The organism is Pseudomonas capsici, from assembly GCF_017165765.1.
In the GTDB taxonomy this organism is placed as follows: Bacteria; Pseudomonadota; Gammaproteobacteria; order Pseudomonadales; family Pseudomonadaceae; genus Aquipseudomonas; species Aquipseudomonas capsici.
In genome coordinates this window covers 64503-80308 of sequence record NZ_JAFGZD010000004.1, presented here as the reverse complement: position 1 = coordinate 80308, position 15806 = coordinate 64503, and the positions used below count along the sequence as shown (strand labels likewise).

General features: G+C 58.6%; 11 protein-coding genes. 4 read left to right on the top strand and 7 right to left on the bottom strand.

All coding sequences use genetic code 11. The annotated features are described in order from the left end of the window. The first annotated feature begins 16 nt into the window (after nt 1-16). The gene (locus tag JSY17_RS06855) at nt 17-439 is read left to right on the top strand and encodes a hypothetical protein (protein WP_183134045.1); all 423 of its coding nucleotides are present in this window, start codon (nt 17-19) and stop codon (nt 437-439) included. A gap of 76 nt (nt 440-515) precedes the next feature. On the opposite strand, the gene JSY17_RS06850 is transcribed toward JSY17_RS06855, so the two are convergent. Then, nucleotides 516-1400: a LysR family transcriptional regulator gene (locus JSY17_RS06850; protein WP_117167168.1), complete on the bottom strand. Its 885-nt coding sequence runs from the start codon at nt 1398-1400 to the stop codon at nt 516-518. Nucleotides 1401-1516: 116 nt separating this feature from the next. Here JSY17_RS06850 and JSY17_RS06845 point away from each other — a divergent pair, with 116 nt between their 5' ends. From JSY17_RS06845 to JSY17_RS06835, 3 genes are all read left to right on the top strand, one after another. Further along, nucleotides 1517-2770: an MFS transporter gene (locus tag JSY17_RS06845; protein ID WP_206401570.1), complete on the top strand. Its 1254-nt coding sequence runs from the start codon at nt 1517-1519 to the stop codon at nt 2768-2770. A 77-nt stretch (nt 2771-2847) separates the two neighbouring features. Then, nucleotides 2848-4116, top strand: a complete 1269-nt coding sequence (locus JSY17_RS06840; protein ID WP_117181772.1) for an AAA family ATPase — start codon at nt 2848-2850, stop codon at nt 4114-4116. Next, on the top strand, nt 4113-4754 hold the full coding sequence (locus tag JSY17_RS06835; protein WP_206401572.1) for a retron system putative HNH endonuclease: 642 nt from the start codon (nt 4113-4115) through the stop codon (nt 4752-4754). The genes JSY17_RS06840 and JSY17_RS06835 overlap by 4 nt, the downstream gene beginning before the upstream one ends. A gap of 70 nt (nt 4755-4824) precedes the next feature. Here JSY17_RS06835 and hemE read toward each other — a convergent pair whose 3' ends face one another. The 6 genes from hemE to aroK form a co-directional block, all read right to left on the bottom strand. Continuing rightward, nucleotides 4825-5889, bottom strand: a complete 1065-nt coding sequence (gene hemE / locus JSY17_RS06830) for a uroporphyrinogen decarboxylase (RefSeq protein WP_117186109.1) — start codon at nt 5887-5889, stop codon at nt 4825-4827. Between the two features lie 202 nt (nt 5890-6091). Next, nucleotides 6092-7510, bottom strand: coding sequence for an FAD-dependent oxidoreductase (locus JSY17_RS06825; RefSeq protein WP_117167164.1), 1419 nt, complete (start codon nt 7508-7510; stop codon nt 6092-6094). Between the two features lie 115 nt (nt 7511-7625). After that, nucleotides 7626-12071, bottom strand: a complete 4446-nt coding sequence (gltB, locus tag JSY17_RS06820; RefSeq protein WP_206401573.1) for a glutamate synthase large subunit — start codon at nt 12069-12071, stop codon at nt 7626-7628. Between the two features lie 357 nt (nt 12072-12428). Next, nucleotides 12429-14057: an AAA family ATPase gene (locus tag JSY17_RS06815; protein WP_201012913.1), complete on the bottom strand. Its 1629-nt coding sequence runs from the start codon at nt 14055-14057 to the stop codon at nt 12429-12431. Between the two features lie 10 nt (nt 14058-14067). Continuing rightward, the gene (gene aroB / locus JSY17_RS06810) at nt 14068-15171 is read right to left on the bottom strand and encodes a 3-dehydroquinate synthase (RefSeq protein WP_117181777.1); all 1104 of its coding nucleotides are present in this window, start codon (nt 15169-15171) and stop codon (nt 14068-14070) included. Between the two features lie 116 nt (nt 15172-15287). After that, entirely contained in the window at nt 15288-15806 is a 519-nt protein-coding gene (gene aroK, locus JSY17_RS06805) for a shikimate kinase AroK (RefSeq protein WP_117181778.1), read from the bottom strand.

The following is a 15806-nucleotide window of genomic DNA, read 5'->3' as shown; positions in this document are numbered from 1 at the left end:
CTACGGAGTAAAGGGAATGAATCTGATCCACCGCATCGTCGCCTTGATGGCTTTGGCCTTGTTGATTACAGGCTGTACCAGCAAGCCGGTGTACAACGCCAAGGAAAACTTCTCCAGCGAGATGGGTTTCAGCAACGAGCAGATGAGTCGCGCCATCGTCACTGCGCTCAATGACCGCCAATGGACCGTGCAATCGATCAAACCGGGCATGATCAAGGCCGCCATCACCGTCCGTGGCCGTCATCACGCCGAGATCGATATTCCGTACACCCCGACCTCGTTTGAAATCGACTACCGCAGCAGTACCGGCCTGGACTACAAGGACGGCCAGATCCACCGTAACTACAACCGCTGGATCAACCTGCTGCGTGAAAGAATCCTCAAGGAGCTGTCGATCAATCCAGGTATCCAGGACTTCAATGCGGGGCATCGTCAGTGACGACGTGATGATCTGGCGCAGGATGAACGCCAATCCTTGCGAGAGGGGGCTTGCCCGCGACGGGGCAAGACGCTATCTACCGGCCAGTCACCAGTTCAAAGAACGCCTTGGCCATCGGTGACTGTTCATCCTTTCTCTGTACCAGCCATACCGCGCTGGTGGCCGCAGGGTCCAGCAAGGTTCTATAGACCACGCCCTCGATGCGCATTCGCCGGTAGGACGCAGGCAGAACCGTTACACCCAGACCGGCTGCCACCAGCCCGATGATGGTCATGACCTCAACGGCCTCCTGAGTAATCAGCGGACTGAAACCGGCATCTCGCGCTAGCCCCAGTATCTGAGCGTACAAACCGCTGCCATAAGTGCGTGGGAAAAACACGAAGGGCTCGGCGGCCAGCGCAGACATATAGAGTCCCTGCTCACTGCCCGCCGCCAAAGGATGGTCGGAGCGCAGAATCACCACCAGCGGTTCGCGCAGTAGCTCGAAAGACACCAGGGAATCCGGCAAAGCCAGCGGGCGCATGATGCCGACCTGTATTGATTTGTCTTCCAGTTGCTCGGAGACATCCTTGCTGGTCATTTCCTTCAGTGCCAGGTGCACGTCCGGGTAAGTCTGGCGAAAGGCAAAAATGGCTTTCGGGATACCGGAGGTGAAGGGAGCCGAGGCCGTGAAACCGACCTTCAACTCGCCAAGTTCGCCCAGTTGTGCACGCCGTGCCACATCGGCAGCCTTGTCGACTTGCGCCAATACACCCCGGGCCTCTTCGAGAAACAGTCGCCCGGCTTCGCTCAATTGCACCCTGCGATTGGTGCGGTCGAACAGACGAACGCCAAGCTCCTGCTCCAGCATCTGGATCTGCTGGCTCAGTGGCGGCTGGGAAATACCCAGCATTTGAGCGGCACGACCAAAATGCAGCTCTTCGGCAACCGCGATGAAGTAACGCAGATGGCGCAATTCCATGCGGCCTCCAATCAAGTCGTTTTACATATCAAACAGGTCGAACAATATATTGGATTGAATCATTTGCGCGCTATATGCTTTTTTCATCACTTGCCTGCCGCGCTCCGAGGTCCATCGTGAACCCTGCCGTTGCCCCGCTTTCCACAGAACCACAGCCCGTAGTTGCCGCAGGCGAAAGCTATATCGAAAAGAACACACCCGCGTTCACGAAAACGGTGCTGGCACTGTTCGCCGGAGGATTCGCGACCTTCGCCCTGCTGTATTGCGTACAGCCGATGATGCCGCTGCTGTCTCAAGAGTTCTCGATCAATGCGGCACAAAGCAGCCTGATCCTGTCGGTTGCAACGGCAATGCTCGCCATTGGCCTGTTGGTTACCGGGCCGATTTCCGACCGGCTGGGTCGCAAGCCGGTGATGGTGCTGGCCTTGTTCTGCGCGGCGATATCCACCATTGCCAGTGCCCTGATGCCCACCTGGGAAGGCGTTCTGGTAACACGCGCACTGGTCGGCCTGTCCCTCAGCGGGCTGGCGGCAGTGGCGATGACCTACCTCAGCGAAGAAATTCATCCGCTGCACCTGGGTCTGGCCATGGGGCTGTATATCGGCGGCAGCGCCGTCGGCGGCATGAGCGGACGGCTGATCACCGGCGTGATGATCGACTATGTAAGCTGGCATACCGCAATGCTTTGCGTCGGAGGCCTCGCACTGGTGGCTGCGGCAGTTTTCTGGAGAATCCTTCCCGAATCCCGCAACTTCCAGCCCCGTTCACTGCATCCACGCAGCCTGCTGGACGGCTTCGTCCTGCAGTTTCGCGATGCAGGCCTGCCTCTGCTGTTTCTGCTCGCCTTTCTGCTGATGGGCGCATTCGTCACCCTGTTCAACTACATCGGCTATCGCCTGCTGACCGCGCCTTACAACCTGAGCCAGGCGGTGGTGGGCGTGTTCTCGATCGTTTACCTGTCGGGCATCTACAGCTCCGCACAGATCGGCGCACTGGGCGACAGGCTGGGACGACGCAAAGTGCTGTGGGCGGTGATCGTCATGATGCTGATCGGCCTGGCCATGACCCTGTTCACTCCGCTGCTGGTCGTCATTGTCGGCGTCTTGATCTTCACCTTCGGCTTCTTCGGCGCCCACTCCCTCGCCAGTAGCTGGGTCGGACGCCGCGCCGTCAAAGCCAGAGGCCAGGCCACTTCGCTGTATCTGTTCTGCTACTACGCAGGCTCAAGCGTGGCCGGAACCGGCGGTGGAGTATTCTGGCATTACGCAGGCTGGAACGGCATCGGCCTGTTTGTCGGCGCACTGCTGCTGATCGCCCTGGCCGTGGCCTTGCGGTTGTCGAAGCTGCAGCCATTGGGGGCAAAGGTTTAGTCACAACCCGGAAGCTGGCAGACAGGGCAAGCCAAGGTACACTGACGCATCCGCCAGACTTGGTAAAGGAAACCGGCATGCGCCTCGACCATCTCCACCTACAGAATTTTCGTTGCTACGAAGATGCCCATTTTGACTTCCAGCCGGGGTTTAACCTTGTGGTCGGAGTCAATGGGAGTGGGAAGACGTCGTTGTTGCAGGGGGTGGCTGTGTCGCTCGTACCGTTTGGCAACGCGATGGGATGCGAAGAAACTAATTTACCTGCCGAAGATGTGCGCTTCGCTATTGATAAGCACGAAGGGCGAAGCCGGTTTGAACGTAAACTTCCTGTTTTCATAAAAGCCGAAGGGGACATCTTTGGCCTTGCGGACTGGGGAACGATAAAGCTGGCTGATATCTGGGAAGCAGGTATCGATCCATCATTCCTGACGCATATGGAAGAAGTGCATTCCAGGTGGAATGCGGGTGAAGATCTCAATCTACCGGTACTGGTTTTTTATCGCGCCAATCGCCGGTGGAAAAGCGCTAACGTATCGGCAGAGTTTTCGGCACAACAGAAAATATCCCGTTTCGATGGTTACCTGAACTGGTTTGATGCCGTAGCTGACTTGCGCGACTTTGAAAGCTGGTTGATCGCCAGGACACTTGAACGTCTTCAGGACCGGCTGGACTCGAAATCCGACAGCGAGCCTGATGATGAACTCAAGTGGGTGAACCAGGCCATACAGCTCGCAATCCCTGATGCGCTTGACCTCAGGTATGACTTGAGACTCCAAAGTCTGGTGGTAGATATGGGACTTGGAAAGACCGTCCCGTTCAACGATCTGAGTGATGGGCAACGCAGTCTGATTGCCCTGATAGCCGATATTGCGCGCCGCATGTGCATCCTCAACCCCCACATGGGTAAAGATGTTCTGAGCAATACAAATGGCATCGTGATTATCGACGAACTGGATATTCATCTTCATCCGGCCTGGCAACGAAATATTGCTCCGACGCTCAAGAAAGCCTTCCCGAAAGTGCAATTCATCGCCACTAGCCACTCACCTCAAGTTATTGGCAGTCTGCAACCAGAAGAAGTGATCCTGCTACATAACGGCGACAGTTCTCATCCAAGAGCAACCTACGGGCTGGACTCCAGCAGCATCCTGGCAGAGGTCATGGGCGTAGAGCAGCGCCTGCCTGAGATCGAGGAACTGCTCAACGAGATGTTTACCTCTCTGGAAAACAATGAGCTCGAAAAGGCCAGGCAACAACTCAAGGCGTTGAAGAAAAAGGCACCCGATCTACCCGAGTATGCCGGTGCTGAAGCGTTGCTCAGGCGCAAGGAGATCATTGGTCGATGAAGCGCGTAGTCAAAGGAACTGAACCTGCTTCGTTTACTCAATGGAAAGCCAGCGCAAACGAGGATTGGACACCGACTTACCCTACCCTGCAAAACCCGCAAAAACGGGACTTGCATAATAGTTTGCTGAAAGAACAAAACTTCTTTTGCTGTTACTGCGGCAGAGAGATAAACCTAGATAGCAGCCACATCGAACACTTCAGGCCACAAGAGGATTACGACACTCTGGCCCTGGAGTATGAAAATCTCCATGCATCCTGCCTGCGAGAAACCAAGCCGGGAAATCCGCTGCACTGCGGCCATCACAAGAGCAACTGGTTCGATGAAAAGCTGCACATCTCACCAACCGATCACAACTGTGAGCAACGTTTTCGTTATCTGCTGACAGGCGTCATCCAGAAAGCGCAAGACACAGATGCAGCCGCAGCAATGATGATCGAGAAACTGGCCCTTGATATCGCCTACCTGAATCAAAGACGTCAATTAGCCATACGAAAAGTCTTCGATGATCAGTTCATAGCCGACGTCAGCGACAAGGAACTGCAAGACATCGTGAACGGGCTACGCTCGGCAACTCATGATAAACAGATAGCTTTTGATCATGTGGTTGCACGTTATGCCGAACAATTGCTGCTGTAATAACGAACCGCATGCCTGCAAATAAAAACGCCCGGCAAAAGCCGGGCGTTTTCATGACCGCAATAACGAATTACCGGTGATACTGCGCCGACAACTCATGCACCGCTTCGATAAAGGCACCCGCATTGGCCGGGTCGACTTCAGGGGTGATGCCGTGGCCGAGGTTGAAGACGTGGCCGGTGCCGCTGCCGTAGCTGGCGAGGATGCGTGCAACTTCCTGACGGATGGCTTCCGGGCGAGCATAGAGAACGGTCGGGTCCATGTTGCCTTGCAGCGCAACCTTGTTGCCGACACGCTGACGGGCTTGGCCCAGATCGCAGGTCCAGTCCAGGCCCAGTGCATCGGCACCGGCATCGGCAATGCTTTCCAGCCACAGGCCGCCGCCTTTGGTGAACAGGATGACCGGCACTTTGCGGCCATCATGCTCGCGAATCAGGCCACTGACGATCTTGCGCATGTAGGCCAGCGAGAATTCCTGATAAGCCGCAGCAGACAGGCTGCCGCCCCAGCTATCGAAAATCTGCACAGCCTGAGCACCGGCCAGGATCTGGCCATTGAGGTACGAGGTGACCGACTGCGCCAGTTTGTCGAGCAGCAGGTGCATGGCTTGCGGGTTTTCGTAGAGCATGGCCTTGGACTTGCGGAAGTCTTTCGACGAACCGCCTTCGACCATATAAGTGGCCAGCGTCCATGGACTGCCGGAGAAGCCGATCAGCGGAACACGGCCATTGAGCTCGCGGCGGATGGTGCTGACCGCATTCATCACATAGCCCAGGTCTTGCTGCGCATCGGGAATCGGCAGGGCTTCGATGTCGGCCAGGGTGCTGACGGTTTTCTTGAAGCGCGGACCTTCGCCCGTCTCGAAATACAGGCCAAGGCCCATCGCATCGGGAACGGTCAGAATATCGGAGAACAGGATCGCGGCATCCAGCGGATAACGATCCAGAGGCTGCAGCGTGACTTCGCAAGCGAACTCGGCGTTCTTGCACAGACTCATGAAATCGCCCGCCTTGGCGCGGCTGGCGCGGTATTCAGGCAAGTAGCGACCGGCCTGACGCATCATCCAGACAGGCGTGACGTCTACGGGTTGCTTGAGCAGGGCACGAAGGAAACGGTCGTTCTTCAGGGCAGTCATGTCGGCATCCGCAAAAAAAGTGCGGGCATTTTCTCAGAGCTCGACACAAAAGGCACGGCAAGAGCGGTTTCTTTTCTCTATCGGGGCGATTGGTCGCACCGGGCAGTTGTAAGCGACAAGCCTCAAGCGGCAAGCTAGAAGCAGAAAAGCCTGCCTTGCTCACCGCTTGTAGCTTGTAGCTTACAACTTGAAGCTGGCGTCCTTAGACGCCCAGATAATCCAGAATCCCTTCTGCCGCGTTGCGGCCTTCGAAGATTGCAGTGACTACCAGGTCGGAGCCGCGCACCATGTCGCCGCCCGCGAAGATTTTCGGGTTGCTGGTCTGGTGCTTGAATTGCGCCTGCTCCGGAGCGATGACACGGCCCTGACTGTCGGTGTTGATGCCGAACTGCTCGAACCATGGTGCCGGGCTTGGACGGAAACCGAACGCGATGACCACGGCGTCAGCCGGGATGATTTCCTCGGAACCCGGAATCGGCTCTGGGCTGCGGCGACCGCGGGCGTCAGGCTCGCCAAGGCGAGTCTCGACCACTTTCACACCTTCAACCTTGCCTTCACCGACAATGGCGATTGGCTGGCGGTTGTAGAGGAACTTCACGCCTTCTTCCTTGGCGTTCTTCACTTCCTTGCGCGAGCCCGGCATGTTTTCTTCGTCGCGGCGATAGGCGCAGGTCACCGATTTGGCACCCTGGCGGATCGAGGTACGGTTGCAGTCCATCGCGGTGTCACCACCGCCCAGCACTACGACCTTCTTGCCTTTCATGTCGACAAAATCTTCCGGCGACTTCTCGAAGCCCAGATTGCGGTTGACGTTGGCGATCAGGAAGTCGAGCGCATCGTGTACGCCCGGCAGCTCTTCACCGGCAAAACCGCCTTTCATGTAGGTGTAGGTGCCCATGCCCATGAACACGGCATCGAACTCTTCCAGCAGTTGATCGACGGTGACGTCCTTGCCGACTTCGGTATTGAGGCGGAACTCGATACCCATGCCGGTGAATACTTCACGGCGATTGCTCAACACGCTTTTCTCAAGCTTGAACTCGGGAATGCCGAAGGTCAGCAGACCACCGATTTCCGGGTTCTTGTCGAAGACCACCGGCGTCACGCCACCGCGCACCAGCACGTCGGCACAGCCCAGGCCCGCCGGACCTGCACCAATGATCGCGACACGTTTGCCGGTCGGCACAACGCGAGACATGTCCGGACGCCAGCCCATGGCGAATGCGGTGTCGGTGATGTACTTCTCGACCGAGCCGATGGTGACGGCACCAAAACCGTCATTGAGGGTGCAGGCACCTTCACACAGACGATCCTGAGGGCATACGCGACCGCAGACTTCCGGCAGGGTATTGGTCTGATGCGACAGCTCGGCGGCCGCCAGGATATTGCCTTCGGAGACCAGCTTCAGCCAGTTGGGGATGAAGTTGTGGACCGGGCATTTCCATTCGCAATACGGGTTGCCGCAACCCAGGCAACGGTGGGCCTGATCGGCCGACTGCTGGGGTTTGAAGGGCTCGTAGATTTCCACGAACTCTTTCTTGCGCTGGCGCAGCAGCTTCTTCTTCGGATCTTTACGTCCGACCTCGATGAACTGGAAGTCGTTACTGAGACGTTCAGCCATTTGTAGCCTCTTCGCGGCAGCTTCAAGCGACAAGCTTCAAGCTGCAAGAAATCAAATTCTGTTCAATTCACAGGGCTGCAAGCTTGTAGCTTCAAGCTTGCAGCTTGTGGCTGTCTTATTGCGGATTCGCCCGGGTGCTGGAGAGCAGCGACTTCAGGTTGGCAGCTTTGGGCTTGACCAGCCAGAAACGGCGCAGGTAGTCGTCCAGGTTTTCGGCCAGGTTACGACCCCACTCACTGCCGGTTTCCTCGACATACTCGTTCAGCACGCTTTGCAGGTGAGTACGATAGGCTTCCATCGACTCGCCGCTGATGCGCTGAATCTCGACCAGCTCATGGTTGACCTGGTCAACGAAGGTGTTGTCCTGGTCGAGCACGTAAGCGAAACCGCCCGTCATCCCGGAACCGAAGTTGTAGCCGGTCTTGCCCAGTACGCAGACGAAACCGCCAGTCATGTATTCGCAGCAGTGGTCGCCAGTACCTTCCACGACAGCATGAGCCCCCGAGTTACGCACTGCGAAGCGCTCGCCCGCCGTACCGGAAGCGAACAGCTTGCCGCCCGTCGCACCGTACAGGCAGGTGTTGCCGACGATGGCGCTTTCGTTGGTCTTGAACGGGCTGCCTTTGGGCGGAACGATGACCAGCTTGCCAGCAGTCATGCCTTTGCCGACGTAGTCGTTGGCATCGCCTTCCAGATACATGTTCAGGCCACCGGCGTTCCACACACCAAAGCTCTGACCGGCAGTGCCTTTGAAGCGGAAAGTGATCGGCGCCTTGTTCATGCCCTGGTTACCGTGCAGCCTGGCGATTTCACCGGAGATCCGCGCGCCGATGGAACGGTCGCAGTTGCAGATATCCAGCTCGAACTCGCCGCCACTCAAGGATTCGATGGCAGGTTTGGCCATCTCCACCATTTTCTCGGCCAGCAGGCCCTTGTCGAACGGCGGGTTACGGTCCACCAGACTGAACTGCGGCTTGTCGGCAGGCACGTGGTCGCTGCCCAGCAGAGGCGTGAGGTCCAGGTGCTGCTGCTTGTCGGTTTCGCCCGGCAGGATATCCAGCAGGTCGGTACGGCCGATCAGCTCTTCCAGTGAGCGAACGCCCAGCTTGGCCAGCCACTCGCGGGTTTCTTCAGCCACGTAGGTGAAGAAGTTGATCACCATATCGACGGTGCCGATGTAGTGATCCTTGCGCAGTTTGTCGTTCTGGGTCGCTACGCCGGTGGCGCAGTTGTTCAGATGGCAGATACGCAGGTATTTGCAGCCCAGCGCAATCATCGGCGCCGTACCGAAGCCGAAGCTTTCGGCACCGAGAATGGCCGCCTTGATCACGTCCAGACCGGTTTTCAGACCACCGTCGGTCTGTACCCGGACCTTGCCGCGCAGGTCGTTGCCGCGCAGGGTCTGGTGAGTCTCGGCCAGACCAAGCTCCCACGGCGCACCGGCGTACTTGATCGACGTCAGAGGCGAAGCGCCTGTGCCGCCGTCGTAACCGGAAATGGTAATCAGGTCGGCATAAGCCTTGGCGACACCCGCAGCGATGGTGCCAACGCCTGCTTCTGCTACCAGCTTGACCGATACCAGTGCCGACGGGTTGACCTGTTTCAGGTCGAAAATCAGCTGCGACAAGTCCTCGATGGAGTAGATGTCGTGGTGCGGCGGAGGCGAAATCAGGGTCACGCCCGGTACGGCATAGCGCAGCTTGGCGATCAGACCGTTGACCTTGCCGCCTGGCAGTTGCCCGCCTTCACCCGGCTTGGCGCCTTGTGCGACCTTGATCTGCAACACATCGGCATTGACCAGATACTCAGGCGTCACGCCAAAACGGCCAGTGGCGATCTGTTTGATCTTGGAGCTGCGGATGGTGCCGTAGCGCGATGGATCTTCGCCGCCCTCACCGGAGTTGGAACGGGCCCCCAAACGGTTCATCGCTTCGGCCAGTGCTTCGTGAGCCTCCGGCGACAGCGCACCGAGGGAAATCCCGGCGGAGTCGAAACGCTTGAGGATATCGCTCAGCGGCTCGACTTCGTCGATGCTCAGCGGCTGGTCGAGGGTCTTGACCTGGAACAGGTCGCGAATCATCGACACCGGACGCTTGTCCACCAGCGAGGTGTATTCCTTGAACTTGCTGTAGTCGCCCTGCTGCACGGCGGCTTGCAGGGTGTTGACCACGTCCGGGTTGTAGGCGTGGTATTCGCCACCGAACACGAACTTGAGCAGACCCCCTTGCTGAATCGGCTTGCGCGGACTCCAGGCTTCGGCTGCCAGAGCCTTCTGCTCGGCTTCGATATCGACGAAACGGGCACCTTTCAGGCGGCTCGGTACACCACGGAAGCTGAGGTCGCAGACTTCCTCGGACAGGCCGATGGCCTCGAACAGTTGCGCACCACGATAGGACGCAACGGTGGAGATCCCCATCTTCGACAGAATCTTGAGCAGGCCCTTGGTGATGCCTTTGCGGTAGTTCTTGAAAACTTCGTAAAGATCGCCCAGCACTTCACCGGTACGGATCAGATCGCCCAGCACTTCGTAGGCCAGGAACGGATAGACCGCCGAAGCACCGAAGCCGATCAGCACGGCAAAATGATGCGGGTCACGGGCCGTCGCGGTTTCAACCAGGATGTTGCTGTCGCAACGCAGCCCTTTTTCGGTCAGACGGTGGTGAACCGCGCCAACCGCCAGGGAGGCGTGAGCAGGCAGTTTGCCCGGAGCGATATGACGGTCGCTCAGCACCAGCAGGGTGCGGCCGGCACGGACGGCTTCTTCGGCCTGATCGGCAATGTTGCGAATCGCCGCTTCCAGACCGACGCTTTCGTCGTAGTTCAGGTCGATGATATGACGCTCGAAACCCGGACGCTCCAGGTTCATCAGCGAACGCCACTTGGCCGGGGAAATGACCGGCGAGCTGAGAATCACACGCGAGGCATGCTCGGGCGACTCCTGGAAAATGTTGCGCTCGGCACCGAGGCAGATTTCCAGCGACATGACGATGGCTTCACGCAGCGGGTCGATCGGCGGGTTGGTCACCTGCGCGAACTGCTGACGGAAGTAGTCGAACGGCGAGCGCACGCGACGCGACAGCACAGCCATCGGCGTGTCGTCGCCCATGGAACCGACCGCTTCCTGGCCCTGCTCTCCCAGCGGACGCAACACCTGATCACGCTCTTCGAACGTGACCTGATACATCTTCATGTATTGCTTGAGCTGGTCACTGTTATAGAAAGCCGAACCGTGGTCGTTGTCTTCCATGGTCGCCTGAATGCGCAGAGCATTCTTGCGCAGCCATTGCTTGTAAGGGTGGCGCGACTTCAAGCGGTTGTCGATGGCATCGGTGTCGAGGATCTGACCGGTTTCGGTATCCACCGCAAAGATCTGGCCAGGTCCGACACGGCCCTTGGCAATGACATCGTCGGGCTTGTAGTCCCAGACGCCGATTTCCGACGCCAGGGTGATGTAGCCGTTCTTGGTGGTGACCCAGCGAGCCGGGCGCAGACCGTTACGGTCGAGCAGACAGACCGCATGGCGACCTTCGGTCATCACGATACCGGCCGGACCATCCCACGGCTCCATGTGCATGGAGTTGTACTCATAGAACGCCCGCAGATCGGGGTCCATGGTTTCGACGTTCTGCCACGCTGGCGGAATGATCATCCGCACACCACGGAACAGGTCGATGCCGCCGGTGACCATCAGCTCGAGCATGTTGTCCATGCTCGACGAGTCGGACCCCACACGGTTGACCAGCGGGCCGAGCTTTTCCAGATCCATCAGGTCGTTGGTGAACTTGGTACGACGTGCCTGTGCCCAGTTACGGTTACCGGTGATGGTGTTGATCTCGCCGTTGTGGGCGAGGAAGCGGAACGGCTGGGCCAGCGGCCATTTCGGCAGGGTGTTGGTCGAGAAACGCTGGTGGAACACGCAGATCGCGGTTTGCAGGCGCTCGTCGCTCAGGTCGGGGAAGAATGCCGTCAGGTCGCGCGGCATCATCAGACCTTTGTAGATGATGGTCTTGTGCGAAAAGCTGCAGACGTAGTGGTCGGCATCGGCGGCGTTGGATACCGACGAACGGCGACGGGCACTGAACAGCTTGATGGCGAATTCCTGATCGCTCAGGCCTTCGGCACCGATGAATACCTGCTCGATCTTCGGCAGACGCTCAAGAGCCAGACGGCCCAGAACGCTGGTATCGACCGGCACCTGACGCCAGCCGACCAGAGTCAGGCCTTCGGCGAGGATTTCGCGATTCATGTTCTCGCGAGCGATATCGGCCTTGGCGTCATCCTGGTTGAGGAAAACCATGCCCACGGCATATTGGCGGGGCAGATCGACACCAAAGTGATCCTTGGCGACCGCACGCAGGAAGGCATCGGGCTTCTGAATCAACAGACCACAACCGTCACCGGTCTTGCCGTCGGCGTTGATACCGCCACGGTGGGTCATGCAGGTCAGGGCTTGAATAGCCGTCTGCAACAGGTGATGACTGGGCTCGCCCTGCATATGAGCGATCAGGCCGAAGCCGCAGTTATCCTTGAATTCATCTGGTTGGTATAGACCGGCTTTCATAGACACTTTCTCACCAGGCTGCCTCTATGCGAGGCAAATCTCTTTTCAATTCAATCAATTACCTGTCACGCCGAACGTACGCCGGCTTCGGAGAGGCAAAACGGAGGTCATTGTACACAGCGACACAAAGGCCCACAAATTTAACGGCGAAAAGCCGAAAACCAATGTCGCATTTATGAAGGTTTTATAGTTGAGCACTGTGCTAGTCAAAGTATTTTTCAATATTCTGACCGAAGCGACTGAAACGACAGGGCGTTTGTAACGCAGACACCGCAAGGCGTGCCGCCAGAAGCGGCACGTCAGGGCAGGTGAAATCAGGTTTGCCGGGTGAGCGGCCTGGATAAGGCCGCTGCGACTTCAGCGAGTGGCGCCGAGCTCTTGTTGGATGCTGGCGACAGTACGGGGCCAAGGTTTACCAGCCTGAACCTTTGCTGGCAAGACTTTGATGGCTGCAAGGGCAGCAGCGCGGTCCGAAAAATTACCGTATGTCACGACATACAGGGGCTTGCCCTGCAATGTTTTCTTGAAATAACGGTACTCGCCGCCCTGCTCGGCCACATAGGCCTGGGCCGTCGCTTCCGAGCTGGTGCCCAGGATCTGCACCACATAATGCCCAGGCGCCTGACCGCTGTACCAGTTGCCACCGGCAGCCGGTTTGGCAGCGGCAGCGGCCGGTTTTTCAGCAGGTTTGGCGGCTGGAGCTGCAGCAGGGGCCGGCTTGGCCGTGGCGACCTGGGTCGGAGCTGGCGCAGGCTTGGCGGCCGGAGCTGGCGGAACCACCGGCGTTGCCGCCGCAGGAGCCGGAATGGAAGAGCGAGGCACGGCACCGGCCTGCGCACCCGCAGGTGGCGCGGTGGTGGTTACCGTGGCCGGCTGGGCTGGCGAGCCCATTGGCACTGCATCCTCGTCGCTGTCGCCAGCACCTGCCGCTTCGGCCAGAGGGCCGCGCATCACAGGTTGCGAGTTACCCACCAGCGGCAGAGGCATCGGCTGCGAGTTACCCGCAAACTCGATGGCCGGACCACCATTATTGGATTGCTGGTTCGCAGGCGTGCCCTGACCCAACGGCAACTGGGCCTGGGCCGGAGCATTGGCTGGCGCGGCGCTCTTGTCGCCACGGCCAGGGATCAGCACTGCGGCTGCCACTGCGACCACGACAACTGCGCCAAGGGCCAGTACGTGTTTTTTCGGCATGTTGAACCCCACACTTGGGCGCTTGACCGCGGAACGACTCGCGATCATCGCCTCGATCATTGAATCGCGGGCAACCTGGTTGATATTCCCAGGCCAGCCATCGGACTGTTCATGGATATCGGTAATCTGCTCGGCAGTGAACAACGCGATTCCTTGCCCTGCACCTTCCAGACGTTGAGCCAGATATTCCCGGGTTTCTTCTTCGGTATAAGGTTGCAACTCGATGACATGAAAGCGCTCGCCTTCGACATCGCCCTGCAGGTCGGCACACAGTTGATCGAGACGGTCGATCAGCGACGGCTCGCCAAACAGGAACACATGCGGACGCCCCTCGGGCGTGCCTGCGGCCAGACCCAGCAACGCTTCGAGCGCCGAATCGCCAAGTTGTTCCGCATCGTCCACCAGCAGATAGACTTCCTGACCGGTCAGCGCGAGCTGTACGATCTGCGCCAGAATCGCCTGCATTTCAGCCTGGGCAACAATCAGCGCCTGGGCGACCTGTTGCAGTACACCTGCCGCGTCGCTGGCACCACGCGCCGAAATGACCACGCTCTGCACCGACTGCTTGTTGGTGCTGGCTACCAGCGCCTGGCGCAGCAGGGTCTTGCCGCTGCCCTGAGGGCCGGTCACGGCAAGCAGCAACTGGCTGTAACGAGCCAGGTGATGGAGCTGCCCCAGCACCGACTTGCGCTGGGCAGGGAAAAACTTGAAGCCAGGTACCCGCGCCGCAAAGGGGTCATGACTCAACTGATAATGGCCGAGGAAAGCCTCGTCGGCATGCAAACTAGTCATGGGTTTTCCGTTAACCTCTAAGCTGATCCACCAGAGCGCGGTAATCCGCCCTCAGAGTAGCCTGTAGTACTTCTTTTGGATAATCGTCCGTGATAACCGCTTCACCCATCTGACGCAGGAGCACCAGACGCAGGCGACCATCGATCACTTTCTTGTCGATCGCCATGTGTTCAAGAAAATCGTTTTCCGTCATTTCCTGTGGCGGCACGACCGGCAGACCGGCACGCTGCAACAGGCGGATACCGCGATCACGCTCCTGGGTGGTGATCCAGCCAAGACGCGAAGACATCTCCAGAGCCATGACGGTACCGGCGGCAACCGCCTCGCCATGCAGCCAGACACCATAGCCCATATGGGTTTCGATGGCGTGGCCGAAAGTGTGGCCCAGGTTCAGGGTTGCCCTGACACCGGACTCGCGCTCATCGGCACCCACTACCAGCGCCTTGGCGGCACACGAACGCTCGATGGCGATGGTCAGGGCTTCCTGGTCCAGGCCGCGCAACCGGTCGATATGCTCTTCGAGCCAGGTCAGGAACGGTTCGTCGCAGATCAGGCCGTACTTGATGACTTCGGCCAGCCCGGCGGACAGTTCACGCTCGGGCAGAGTGTCGAGTGTGGTGGTATCGATCAGCACGACACTGGGCTGATAGAAAGCCCCCACCATGTTCTTGCCCAACGGGTGGTTGATGCCGGTCTTGCCGCCTACCGACGAATCCACCTGGGACAGCAGCGTGGTCGGGATCTGGATGAAGTTCACGCCACGCTGGTAACAGGCGGCAGCAAATCCGGCCATGTCGCCGATCACACCGCCACCGAGGGCGATCACGGTCGTGCGGCGGTCGTGACGTGCCGTGAGCAGGCCGTCGAAGATCAGTTGCAGGGTTTCCCAGTTCTTGAACGCTTCGCCGTCGGGCAGCACTACGGACTGGACGTTGTAGCCCACCAGAGTTCGTGTCAATCGTTCGAGATAGAGAGGAGCCACCGTGGTATTGGAAACGATAGCCACCTGCCGTCCGACGATATGCGGAATCAGGAGCTCAGGCTTGTCCAGAAGACCTTCGCCAATATGAATCGGGTAGCTACGCTCACCAAGCTCGACCTTAAGTGTCTGCATGTGTCCCCACATTGATTACCGATTGGGCGCTGCGCATGTTTTTTTCGTGCGCCAGGACAGCCAGTGGCTGTCGCTGTTTTGATGGTCGCCGAGGATAGCGCATTTTCGTCTGCGCTTTAACGGGGAGGAAGCTCTGCCAAGCGGGCAAGTATGTCAAGAACGACCATACGGGGTGGCCGTTCATCGGTTTCAACCACCAGATCGGCGATTTCCCGATACAGCGGGTCACGAATGGCCAGCAACTCGCTCAGAACCCGGGCCGGATCGGCAGTGCGCAACAATGGGCGATTGCGGTCACGGGCCGTGCGCCCGACCTGCTGTTCGACCGATGCGTGCAGATACACCACACGCCCACCGGCATGCAGTGCCTGACGGTTTTCGCTGCGCATGACCGCTCCGCCGCCCGTCGCCAGAACGAGGCCATCGGCCTCACACAGCTCAGCAATCATCGCCTGCTCACGGTCGCGAAAGCCCGGCTCGCCTTCCTTGTCGAAAATCCACGGAATATTTGCGCCCGAGCGCAACTCGATTTCCTTGTCGGAATCCTTGAAAGGTAGGCGCAGCTCTTTGGCAAGCAAACGGCCGATGGTGCTTTTACCAGCCCCCATCGGCCCTACAAGTATTAAATTTCGCAC

Bases quoted from the DNA above. Each gene is read 5' to 3' on its own strand.
- aroB (WP_117181777.1), bottom strand. From the start codon at position 15,171: ATGCAGACACTTAAGGTCGAGCTTGGTGAGCGTAGCTACCCGATTCAT.
- JSY17_RS06815 (WP_201012913.1), bottom strand. From the start codon at position 14,057: ATGACTAGTTTGCATGCCGACGAGGCTTTCCTCGGCCATTATCAGTTG.
- JSY17_RS06825 (WP_117167164.1), bottom strand. From the start codon at position 7,510: ATGGCTGAACGTCTCAGTAACGACTTCCAGTTCATCGAGGTCGGACGT.
- JSY17_RS06835 (WP_206401572.1), top strand. From the start codon at position 4,113: ATGAAGCGCGTAGTCAAAGGAACTGAACCTGCTTCGTTTACTCAATGG.
- JSY17_RS06850 (WP_117167168.1), bottom strand. From the start codon at position 1,400: ATGGAATTGCGCCATCTGCGTTACTTCATCGCGGTTGCCGAAGAGCTG.
- hemE (WP_117186109.1), bottom strand. From the start codon at position 5,889: ATGACTGCCCTGAAGAACGACCGTTTCCTTCGTGCCCTGCTCAAGCAA.
- gltB (WP_206401573.1), bottom strand. From the start codon at position 12,071: ATGAAAGCCGGTCTATACCAACCAGATGAATTCAAGGATAACTGCGGC.
- JSY17_RS06855 (WP_183134045.1), top strand. From the start codon at position 17: ATGAATCTGATCCACCGCATCGTCGCCTTGATGGCTTTGGCCTTGTTG.
- JSY17_RS06840 (WP_117181772.1), top strand. From the start codon at position 2,848: ATGCGCCTCGACCATCTCCACCTACAGAATTTTCGTTGCTACGAAGAT.